Raw genomic sequence first — 11,308 nt, 5'->3', positions numbered from 1 at the left:
CTTATCCCTCCTTTGCAAAATATTTTTCTATAAGTATTAAAAGGTCTAGGCACAAATAAACTCATCGATCGCTGTCTTAAAAAAATTTGGACAGCAAAAGTTCGGTGAGCTGTATAAGGGATGTTGGATGTCACTAAAAGGTGAGGTCCCTGGAACGATATCGCGCATTGTACAACCTTTGTATAAATAACATCTTGTAATAAGATGCAGGTCCGTATGTTTATTCATCAACAGGCATGTCTTGAAATATATAATAAGAAGATAATAGGTTTTTCGACAATATCCACTGTTTGTGGACAGATTAATATTCACAGGTCGAATAAACTATCCACAAGTTATGCACAGTCTGTGGATAACCGTTATCTGTTGATAAAGTTATTCAGAGTGAAAACACAAATATAATATCAGAAATTTGGACGTCTTGCAATGGCTTAGTGAACTTTATCCACAACTCAAAGGGCCTGTGGGAAAAACTTTTCCACAGGTTTCTTTTTTGTGTAAAACTATACGAAATGGGCTGTGGATAGAAAAAAACATGTCGAATTTTATCCACAGATGGAGTGATGGCGTCGAATTCCTCTAAATTATTTTATTGATGGATGGATTTAAAACAGGTTGTATACTGATTCCCCATCACTGCATTTATGCCATTCAGGTGTCCCTAGTTCCTCTATAAAACGAAAGCGGAAGTTCACAAATGTTTTTGTCGATTCGTTATATGCATGGTAAAGTAGTATGAAGAGGGATCAATCAGGTTAAAATTCATGAAATGTACCCTCTGACCAAAAATTTCTATATCAGTTATAGGCAAAATCATTTACAATAGGCTAGGTAGTAAAAAACCCACTGGACATTAAGCAAAAAGTAAATATTTTTCTAGATGTAGTTGACAAGTAGAAAGCAACATCTATATAATTGTAAGGACTGTCTTTAACTGTTATTCCTCAGGGAGGTGTCATATAATGAAAAGAACTTATCAACCGAATAATCGCAAACATAGTAAAGTTCACGGTTTCCGTGCACGTATGAGCACGAAAAACGGACGTAACGTAATCGCTGCACGTCGCCGTAAAGGAAGAAAAGTACTATCTGCATAGACCACTGAAAAGTCTCAGTGGTTTTTTTTCGCTAAATAAAGGATTTACTGAGACTCAATTCATTCTAATGAAGGTGTAAAGATGAAAAAAAAGTTAAGGATAAAGAAAGAGGACGAATTCCAACTCGTTTTTAAAAAGGGAGAATCCTCTGCCAATCGACAATTCGTTATCTATGTCCTTCAAAAGCCCGAGCAGGAATATTTCCGCATAGGCCTCTCTGTCAGTAAGAAGATTGGGAATGCCGTTGTTCGGAATCAAATTAAAAGATACATACGGCAAGCATTTTTAGAATTGAAAGAGGATATAGAAGAGGGAAAAGACTATATTGTGATTGCTAGAAAACCAGCGGCAGAAATGGACTTTTCTCAAGTGAAAAGCAGTTTGATCCATGTCCTGAAGCGTTCTAAATCGCTAAATTTCAAAAAAATAAAATAAACCCTTAAAAACTCCTTTTTCGACATAGTTATTAATTATGCTTTGAAAAAATAGAATTTCATCGTTAAAAGTTGATAAGTGGGTGACTTTTCCTTGTAGTTCACTTGTGAACGGGTTACATTTATTCAAAAAGATTGATTGAAGTTAGGAGGAAAAAACGGTTGAAGAAACGAATATTACTCATCATTGGATTAGCTTCGGTAATGATGTTGCTATCAGGATGTACGGAGATCAAAGAACCGATAACGGCAGATAGTGAAGGGTTCTGGAATTCATATATTGTCTATCCGTTATCATCCCTCATTATTTATATTTCTGAATTATTTGGCGGAAGCTACGGTTTGGGAATCATTGCGGTTACCTTAATCATACGCTTGATATTACTTCCACTTATGATTAAACAGGTGAAAAGTTCAAAAGCAATGCAAGCCATTCAACCAGAAATGAAAGAACTTCAAGCAAAATACAGCTCAAAAGACGCTGCCACACAACAAAAACTACAAAAAGAAACAATGGCGTTATTTTCAAAATATAATGTGAATCCATTGGCAGGATGTTTACCGATAGTGGTTCAAATGCCAATTTTGATTGGTTTTTATCATGCAATCAGCCGTACGCATGAGATTTCCCTGCATAGTTTTCTCTGGTTCGATTTAGGTTCTCCGGATCCTTATTATATCTTGCCGATCATAGCGGGTATTACAACTTTCATTCAGCAAAAGTTGTCAATGGCGGGAATGAACTCAAATCCGCAAATGGCGGCACAAATGACAATGATGCTTTACATCATGCCAGTCATGATTGTTATTTTTGCAATTAATTTTCCAGCTGCTCTTTCACTTTACTGGGTAGTGGGTAACCTTTTCGGCATCGTTCAAACATATTTCATCAAAGGTCCAGATCTTAGAAAAGCAGCTGCGGAAAACGCGGAGGGAGCAAAGAAAAAGTGAAAAAGATAACTGCTACAGGACAATCTGTCGAAGAAGCAGTCAATTCAGCTTTAGCTCAACTTAACAGCACAAGAGATCGCGTGGAAATTGAAATTGAGGATGAAGGAAAAAAAGGATTTTTGGGTTTGTTTGGGGCCAGGCAAGCAATCGTCCACGTGACATTGCCTGCTGATCCCGTTGAAGAATCCCTAAAGTTCCTGCAGGATATCACTCAAAAAATGGGAGTTAAGTCGGAAATCAGGGTTCAACGCCAGGGGAAGAACGTAACGTTCCATTTGTCAGGTGAAAAAATTGCCTTATTAATTGGTAAACGGGGTCAAACGTTAAATTCCCTTCAGTATTTAACACAATTGGTAGCCAATCGCTATTCGAAGCAGTTTTTGAATGTGATTGTAGATGCAGAGGATTATCGCAACCGTCGAACGGATACTTTAATCCAATTAGCTGAAAGAATGGCCAATAAATCCCTGAAAACTGGTAAAATTGTTGCATTGGAGCCGATGCCGTCATATGAACGGAAGGTAATACATAAGGCTCTGCTTCATTATCCGAAAATCAAGACGACTTCCAATGGTACAGAACCATATCGCCATTTGGTCATCACTCCGGTTAAATAAACCTTCTGCTAATTAAGCGGAGGTTTTTTTTGCTTTATATAGAGGCGAACCGAAAGGAATGTCGACATTATCAAATGCTCCTTTAACTAAATCCTGATCACATATTATCCTTTCATTCCTCCCCTTCAATTTCTAAGGCTGACTCTTAAAAAAGGGACATGGAAAGAAAGTCAGGCTTTATTTGTTATTCACATGTGGATAAGTTAAAATGAAGGGTACAGAAATATAAGGTTTAAGGCATGTGGATAACTCTTGAAAGGAAGGAGTATCTACTTTTTTTCATGATTATACTGTGTTATTGTTGTAATTTAGGGATTCAAGATTTTTGTTTATCAAATAAATTAGAGAAACATTAATATACAAGAGGTGAAAGCATGGAATTCGATACAATCACCGCCATTTCAACTCCTTTAGGGGAAGGGGCAATTGCCATCGTAAGAATCAGCGGTGATGAGGCCATAGAAATAGCCGATAGAATATTTAAAGGACCAAGCGGTAAAAGTTTACGGAAAGTGGATTCACATACCATTCATTACGGGCACTTGGTTGTACCTAAAACTGGAGAAGTCATAGAAGAGGTTATGGTTTCTGTCATGAAAGGTCCTAAAACGTTTACGAGAGAAGATGTCGTTGAAATAAATTGTCATGGTGGAATCGTTTCGGTTAATCGGGTTTTACAGCTTATCCTCTCACAGGGAGCACGCTTGGCAGAGCCTGGTGAATTCACGAAACGAGCTTTTTTGAATGGGAGAATCGATCTCTCTCAGGCAGAAGCTGTCATGGATTTAATCCGAGCTAAAACGGATAAAGCGATGAATGTTGCGTTGGGTCAAATGGAAGGGCGGCTTTCGAAATTAATTCAAAAGCTGCGACACGAAATATTACAGACTCTCGCACAGGTCGAGGTGAATATAGATTACCCAGAATATGATGATGTTGAAGAAATGACACATCGATTGTTTTTGGAAAAGGGCAGTTATGTCAAGGCAGAGATTGAAAAACTTCTCAGGACGGCCCAGCAAGGAAAAATTTTGCGGGATGGCTTGGCGACGGTTATCATCGGGCGTCCAAATGTCGGAAAATCGTCTTTGCTAAACAGCTTAGTGCATGAAAATAAGGCAATCGTTACCGATGTCCCAGGGACAACTCGAGACGTTATTGAGGAGTATGTCAATGTGCGTGGGGTGCCGCTAAAACTTGTCGACACAGCTGGTATTCGTGAAACGGAAGATATCGTTGAGCGGATTGGTGTGGAACGCTCCCGGGCGGTATTAAAAGATGCGGACCTGATTTTACTCGTTTTAAATTACTCCGATGACTTTACGCCGGAAGATGAAAAGCTGTTCCAAGCAGTCGAAGGAATGGATGTCATCGTCATTATCAATAAAACGGACCTGCCACAGAAAATCAATATGGAGCAGGTTAAGGAAAAGGCAGCCGCACACAAAATAGTCACTACATCTTTACTGGAAGATGAAGGTGTCGATGAATTGGAAGAAGCGATTGCCTCTTTATTCTTCGAGGGCTCTTTAGAAGCGGGGGACATTACCTATGTTTCCAACGCCCGTCATATTGCGCTGCTCGGACAGGCCTTGCAATCGATCGAGGATTCCATGGAAGCAATCGAGATGGGAACGCCGATTGACTTAGTTCAGATTGATTTCACAAAGGCATGGGAATTACTCGGGGAAGTTATTGGTGAAAGTGTCCAGGATAATTTAATCAATCAATTGTTTTCACAATTTTGTCTAGGAAAGTAAGAGTAGAGGGAGGAAAATGATATGCAATATGAAGCAGGAAACTATGATGCCATCGTAGTTGGGGCAGGCCATGCAGGTAGTGAAGCGGGTCTTGCATCTGCTAGAGTCGGTGCCAAAACATTGATGATCACCATCAACTTAGATATGGTTGCCTTTATGCCATGCAACCCTTCTGTTGGAGGACCGGCAAAAGGGATTGTGGTCCGGGAAATTGATGCCTTAGGCGGCGAAATGGGTAAAAATATCGATAAAACGCACATTCAGATGAGAATGTTAAATACAGCGAAAGGTCCGGCCGTTCGTGCTTTACGTGCACAAGCAGATAAGTTTCTTTATCAGCAAGAAATGAAAAAGACGATAGAAGATGAGCCGAATTTAACGTTAATTCAAGGAATGGTTGAGGAATTGATTGTTGAAGATGGCGTTTGTAAAGGTGTCATCACAAAAACGGGTGCCATTTACCGTGCGAAAACTGTCGTTATTACGACTGGGACCTATTTACGGGGCGAAATCATTTTAGGGGAACTAAAATATTCAAGTGGTCCTAATAATCAGCAACCATCCATCAGGCTTTCCGAGCATTTGGAAGAGTTGGGCTTTGATTTGGTCCGGTTCAAAACGGGAACGCCTCCGCGCGTCAATAGTTCTTCTATTGATTACAGTAAAACGGAAATACAGCCGGGTGATGAAGTTCCACGTGCTTTTTCCTTTGAAACGACAAAATACATCACCGACCAATTGCCATGTTGGTTAACGTATACAAATGAAGGAACCCACCAGCTCATTGATGCGAATCTACACCGTTCCCCAATGTATTCTGGGATGATTAAAGGGACTGGCCCTCGTTACTGTCCATCGATAGAAGACAAAGTTGTACGCTTTAATGACAAGCCACGCCATCAGATATTCTTGGAACCGGAAGGGCGCAATACCAAAGAAGTATATGTACAAGGATTGTCTACGAGCCTTCCCGAGGATGTCCAAATTAGGATCCTTCAGACCATACCAGGTCTTGAAAAGGCTGAGATGATGCGTGCAGGATATGCGATTGAATATGATGCGATCGTGCCGACACAACTTTGGCCAACATTGGAAACGAAAAAAGTGAAAAACCTGTATACAGCAGGTCAAATCAATGGGACATCAGGTTATGAAGAAGCGGCGGGCCAAGGATTAATGGCTGGTATTAACGCTGGCTTGAAAGCATTGGGAAAAGAAGAACTGATTCTAAGCCGGTCAGATGCATATATTGGCGTTTTAATCGATGATCTTGTGACAAAAGGTACGAATGAGCCTTATCGCCTGCTGACTTCACGTGCAGAATACCGCTTACTGTTACGTCATGATAATGCAGACTTACGCCTGACCGAAATCGGTTTTAAAATTGGAATGATCAAAGAAGAGCGATATAATCGTTTCCTTATAAAGAGAGAGGCCGTGGAGGCAGAACGAGAACGGTTGAAATCCACCTTCATTAAACCTACTCAAGAGGTGCAGGAGATTATCATCGCAAGTGGTGGGAGCGAACTAAAAGATGGGATTCGCGCTTCGGATTTATTGAAGCGGACAGAAATGGATTATTCCCACATTCAAAAGCTTGCTCCAAGTGATGTCGACCTAAGTGATGAAGTGAAGGAACAAGTCGAAATCCAGGTCAAGTATGAAGGATATATTGAAAAATCCTTACAGCAGGTTGACCGCCTCAAGAAAATGGAGAATAAAAAAATCCCAGAAAACATCGATTACGATGCAATCAATGGATTGGCTACGGAAGCTCGCCAAAAATTAAAACAGGTACACCCTCTATCCGTTGCCCAAGCTTCACGGATTTCAGGTGTGAACCCTGCTGATGTCTCTATTTTGCTAGTTTATTTAGAACAAGGAAAGATCGCTAGAATTTCTAAGTAAACGGAAATACCCGAAAAGGATTGAAGTAATCATGAATATTGAGCAATTCCAACAAGCGCTGCAGGAGAAAGGCATTGAACTTTCTCCACGCCAGCTTGAGCAATTTGATATGTACTATCATTTATTGGTGGAATGGAACGAAAAGATGAACCTAACGGCCATAACCGATAAAGAAGAAGTCTATTTAAAGCATTTTTATGATTCGATCAGCGCAGCTTTTTACTTCGATTTCAACAAGCCTCATCGTATTTGCGATGTGGGTGCCGGAGCTGGTTTCCCGAGTATCCCTTTGAAGATCTGTTTCCCGGATATTCATGTATCAATCGTTGATTCTTTGAATAAGCGCATCTCTTTTTTAAACCATCTTGCTGACTCTTTACAATTGTCAGGTGTATCGTTTTATCATGACCGTGCCGAAACATTTGCTCAGAAACCGGAACATCGTGAAACCTATGATGTTGTTATGGCAAGAGCGGTGGCAAGAATGTCTGTTTTGAGCGAGCTATGTTTACCCCTTGTTAAAACGGATGGGACATTCATTGCGATGAAAGCGGCCAGTGCCCATGATGAGATGGATACAGGAAAAAAGGCAATCTTCACATTAGGTGGGAAAATTGAGGAAATCCACCCGTTCATATTGCCAGAAGAGAATAGTGAGCGAAATATCATTACGGTGAAAAAAGTGAAGAAGACTCCAAAAAAATATCCAAGAAAACCAGGTACACCGAATAAACAACCTATAGAATGACCGGTACGTGAATAGTCTGTTTATCACGATTCATACACGACTAGCACTTTACGATCCTTTCCTTTACTATAAATAATATAATTTCCATTTTATTTAATGTAAGCTGTCCCAGTGAACCAGTTTGGTGGGAAAAAGTTGGGGACTCTTAAATCGGCGGGGAAATAATCTTAGACAGGCGTCTACTATTAATAATAGCAAGACATTTAGGCTATGGAAATGCATTGGTGACGCCAGTCGACATGGTTATACAGCAATGGTCGATATGTATTTTCATGTCGGGAAATGTATGGAGGACTTGTTCTTTCCATAGAGAATATGTTATTTGGGAGTTTTAAAAGGTGGTGTAGGAAGATGAAGCATCCTTTTTCGCGTTTCTTAAGGTTTGGCGAAAAAGAAGAACAGCAACTTGAGATGGAGGCACCAAGCAATAATAATGAAGAAATAAGGAAAATTTCCATTTCTGATATTGTGCCAAATCGATTTCAACCAAGGACTGTATTTAACGACGATAAAATCTCGGAACTAGCTCAGACGATTCATACACATGGTATCATTCAACCGATTGTAGTTAGGGCATATGGTCAAGGAAAGTATGAAATCATTGCAGGTGAGCGTCGTTTTCGTGCTATGCAAAAGCTTGGTTGGGAGTTGGCACCAGCCATAATAAAAGATTTCACGGATACAGAAACGGCTTCAGTAGCGTTGATAGAGAACCTTCAGCGTGAAGAATTGACACCGATTGAAGAAGCATTAGCATATGGGAAATTAATTGAGCTCCATAATTTAACGCAGGAAGCACTCGCTCAAAGATTGGGAATTGGCCAATCGACGGTTGCCAATAAACTTCGGTTGTTAAAATTGCCACAGGAAGTCCAAGAAGCACTGCTTCAAAAACAGATTACGGAACGTCATGCCCGTTCGCTGATTCCGTTGAAAAACCCGGAAAATCAAGTCAAGCTGCTTCAAGAAGTCATTGAAAGAGGTTTAAACGTCAAGCAGACGGAAGAGCTGGTTGTCAAGCTTCTTACTGGTACAAAGGATCATTCAAAGCCAAAGCCGAAACGCAAGGCATTTAGTAGGGACATGAGGATTGCGGTTAACACGATTCGCCAATCGCTGACCATGGTAACGGATAATGGCATAAACCTGGATGCAGAAGAAGAGGAATTCGAGGAATATTATCAGTTTACGATAAAAATTCCAAAGAAAAAGTCTTAATCTGGTATCATCCCCCGCTTGGTAGTCATCGATTACCAAGCTTTTTTCTTGTGATTCGCAGTGAAAAAAACGAAATATTCATCTCCAAGAACTGCATTTTTTGACTAATTTAAAAGAATACCGAATTTTTCGTCGAATTTAAGAATTCGAGTTCCTTCATCATTATTCATGATAAAATAGAAGAAATATAGTACGTTTAAGATAGATGAGATTGTTGAAAGCAGGTGAATTCGTGGGGAAGATTCTTGCCATTGCCAATCAAAAGGGCGGTGTTGGAAAAACGACAACTTCGGTCAGCCTCAGTGCTTGCCTTGCATATATAGGAAAGAAAGTCTTGTTGGTCGATATAGACCCTCAGGGTAATGCGACTAGCGGCACTGGTATTGATAAAGCAGATGTGGAACAGTGTATTTATGATGTATTGGTAGATGATGTCGAAGCCAGTACCGTAATCTTGGAAACAAAAGTTGAAAACTTATATGCCATACCTGCCACAATCCAATTAGCGGGTGCGGAAATTGAGTTGGTACCTACCATCTCCAGGGAAATTCGATTGAAGCGTGCATTAGAAGAGGTGCAAAGTCAGTTCGATTATATCGTCATCGATTGTCCACCTTCACTGGGCTTGCTCACACTGAATGCCTTGACGGCAGCAGATGCCGTTTTGATTCCAGTACAATGTGAATATTACGCATTGGAGGGATTGAGCCAGCTGTTGAATACGGTCCGTCTCGTGCAGAAGCATTTAAATCATGATTTAAAGATCGAAGGTGTTTTGCTGACGATGTTGGACGCCAGAACGAATCTAGGTCTTCAAGTGATTGAGGAAGTGAAAAAATACTTTCAGGATAAGGTATATCAAACTATCATTCCCCGAAATGTTCGTCTGAGTGAAGCACCGAGTCATGGGGAACCGATTATCATTTACGATCCGAAATCACGCGGTGCGGAGGTCTATCTACAATTGGCAAAGGAAGTGGTCTCAAATGGCTAAAGGACTTGGAAAGGGACTCGACGCACTCTTTCCTAATGTGGAAGTCAGCAAGGATGAAACTGTTCAGGAAATCAAATTGAGGGAATTAAGGCCCAATCCCCATCAGCCGCGAAAAAACTTCCGCCCCGAAGCGATTGAAGAACTTAAGCAGTCAATTTTGGAGCATGGGATCCTTCAACCGATTATTGCCCGGAAAAGTATTAGAGGATTTGAAATTGTAGCTGGAGAAAGACGATGCCGTGCGGCTAAGGAAGCCGGTTTAAAAACGGTTCCTGTCGTTGTCAGGGAGTTAAATGAACAGCAGATGATGGAACTGGCGATATTGGAAAACCTACAGAGGGAAGATTTGAATCCGATTGAGGAAGCGGCAGCTTATCAAACGTTGCTCGAAAAGTTAAATTTCACTCAAGAGCAATTAGCACACCGTCTCGGAAAAAGCCGGCCTCACATAGCTAACTATGTCCGCTTGCTCTCTTTGCCTGAAGAGATCAGGAACTATATATCAGAGGGCACGATCTCCATGGGGCATGGGCGTGCATTGCTAGGATTAAAGAAAAAAGAGCTGCTTAAGTCTGTCATAGATAAAATCCTCAAAGAAACGATGAACGTTCGGCAGCTGGAGAATTATATCCATCAGTTGAATGATACTGTTTCACGTGAAACGAAGAATGCCAAACAACCAAAAAAAGATATATTCATCAAACAAAGAGAGTCCATACTACGGGAGAAACTTGGGACCAGCGTGACCATAAAACAAAGCAAGAAAAAAGGGAAGATAGAAATAGAATTCTTTTCAAAAGAAGATTTAGATAGAATACTAGACTTAATCGACCAAGAAAACATCTCCTCATAGGAACCATGGATTCTAATGTTTCTTGTCCCACTATGTATGCATAAAAAATAAAGGAAGGGATGTCCCTTCCTTTATTTTTTATAAGTATCATTATTAAAGTGTTTTTTCCTTTTTGAATGACCAGGTAAATGGGGTGATGGATGGCTTGGCAGGATAATGTCGTTGTGCTTCATGAATGCCCTCGGCTATAGTTTTGGCCATTTTTAAAACCAGGTTAAGCCGTGTGTTCTGTAGGACCATGAATTCCATGAACCCACTGACATTCACGATGCCTGTAATATGGGCATGCCCAACGGCTGGTAGGTCTTTATTGACACCCGCACCAGGTTTCACTGGTCCTTTACCGAGTTGGACAATCCCCACGCTCTTTAGTTTACCTAAGCAGGCATCTATGCCAACGATAAATGCATTCACATGGACTTTTTTGATTTCATCTAACTTTTCCTGCAGGTTCATCGCATGTATAGGGCTATCGAGTGTCCCATACACATGGAATGAAGAAGCACCTAGTTCGGACTTTTCTTGAAGTAGGGTACCGACAAGTGGACCGAGGGAATCACCAGTAGAACGATCTGTGCCAATGCAGACAAAAACGATAGGCTGAAGCTTTCCTGAAGGCAAGAGATTGAGTAATTCCTGGGAAATTTGATTGGTTGCGTCCGCATCTTCATGCAGGATACGACTTAATCTAGTTTTGTTATTAAATAGATTAGAATTAAGATTCATCG

The 11,308-nt window shown here is 40.6% G+C and carries 11 protein-coding genes; 10 read left to right on the top strand and 1 reads right to left on the bottom strand.

Annotation, left to right across the window (positions count from 1 at the left end; all coding sequences use genetic code 11):
• Window positions 1-962 precede the first annotated feature (962 nt).
• The 10 genes from rpmH to AC503W_RS20580 all read left to right on the top strand — a co-directional run bounded on the left by rpmH (window position 963) and on the right by AC503W_RS20580 (window position 10,580).
• Window positions 963-1,097 carry a 50S ribosomal protein L34 gene (gene rpmH / locus AC503W_RS20625; RefSeq protein WP_402869919.1) on the top strand — a complete coding sequence of 45 codons (135 nt, stop codon included), beginning with the start codon at window positions 963-965 and terminating at the stop codon, window positions 1,095-1,097.
• Between the two features lie 81 nt (window positions 1,098-1,178).
• Window positions 1,179-1,532 (top strand): ribonuclease P protein component, encoded by a 354-nt coding sequence (rnpA, locus tag AC503W_RS20620; protein WP_402955098.1) that lies wholly within the window; start codon window positions 1,179-1,181, stop codon window positions 1,530-1,532.
• A 161-nt stretch (window positions 1,533-1,693) separates the two neighbouring features.
• The gene (gene spoIIIJ / locus AC503W_RS20615) at window positions 1,694-2,482 is read left to right on the top strand and encodes a YidC family membrane integrase SpoIIIJ (RefSeq protein WP_494915638.1); all 789 of its coding nucleotides are present in this window, start codon (window positions 1,694-1,696) and stop codon (window positions 2,480-2,482) included.
• A complete protein-coding gene (gene jag, locus AC503W_RS20610) occupies window positions 2,479-3,099 on the top strand; it encodes an RNA-binding cell elongation regulator Jag/EloR (protein WP_402869928.1) in 621 nt (206 codons plus the stop codon). The genes spoIIIJ and jag overlap by 4 nt, the downstream gene beginning before the upstream one ends.
• 374 nt (window positions 3,100-3,473) lie before the next feature.
• Complete coding sequence (mnmE, locus tag AC503W_RS20605; protein WP_402869932.1) at window positions 3,474-4,859, top strand: tRNA uridine-5-carboxymethylaminomethyl(34) synthesis GTPase MnmE; 1,386 nt, start codon at window positions 3,474-3,476, stop codon at window positions 4,857-4,859.
• A 21-nt stretch (window positions 4,860-4,880) separates the two neighbouring features.
• A complete protein-coding gene (gene mnmG / locus AC503W_RS20600; RefSeq protein ID WP_402991108.1) occupies window positions 4,881-6,767 on the top strand; it encodes a tRNA uridine-5-carboxymethylaminomethyl(34) synthesis enzyme MnmG in 1,887 nt (628 codons plus the stop codon).
• Window positions 6,768-6,798: 31 nt separating this feature from the next.
• Complete coding sequence (gene rsmG, locus AC503W_RS20595) at window positions 6,799-7,515, top strand: 16S rRNA (guanine(527)-N(7))-methyltransferase RsmG (RefSeq protein ID WP_402869937.1); 717 nt, start codon at window positions 6,799-6,801, stop codon at window positions 7,513-7,515.
• A 351-nt stretch (window positions 7,516-7,866) separates the two neighbouring features.
• Window positions 7,867-8,733 carry a nucleoid occlusion protein gene (gene noc, locus AC503W_RS20590; RefSeq protein ID WP_402869940.1) on the top strand — a complete coding sequence of 289 codons (867 nt, stop codon included), beginning with the start codon at window positions 7,867-7,869 and terminating at the stop codon, window positions 8,731-8,733.
• A 232-nt stretch (window positions 8,734-8,965) separates the two neighbouring features.
• Window positions 8,966-9,727, top strand: a complete 762-nt coding sequence (locus AC503W_RS20585) for a ParA family protein (protein ID WP_402871289.1) — start codon at window positions 8,966-8,968, stop codon at window positions 9,725-9,727.
• Window positions 9,720-10,580 (top strand): ParB/RepB/Spo0J family partition protein, encoded by an 861-nt coding sequence (locus AC503W_RS20580; RefSeq protein WP_402869943.1) that lies wholly within the window; start codon window positions 9,720-9,722, stop codon window positions 10,578-10,580. The genes AC503W_RS20585 and AC503W_RS20580 overlap by 8 nt, the downstream gene beginning before the upstream one ends.
• 93 nt (window positions 10,581-10,673) lie before the next feature.
• Here AC503W_RS20580 and yyaC read toward each other — a convergent pair whose 3' ends face one another.
• Entirely contained in the window at window positions 10,674-11,306 is a 633-nt protein-coding gene (gene yyaC, locus AC503W_RS20575; protein ID WP_494915634.1) for a spore protease YyaC, read from the bottom strand.
• Window positions 11,307-11,308: the final 2 nt, after the last annotated feature.

Source organism: Peribacillus suis (assembly GCF_059384845.1).
The sequence above is the reverse complement of the archived record's forward strand: the minus strand, read 5'-3'. Positions and strand labels throughout refer to the sequence as shown.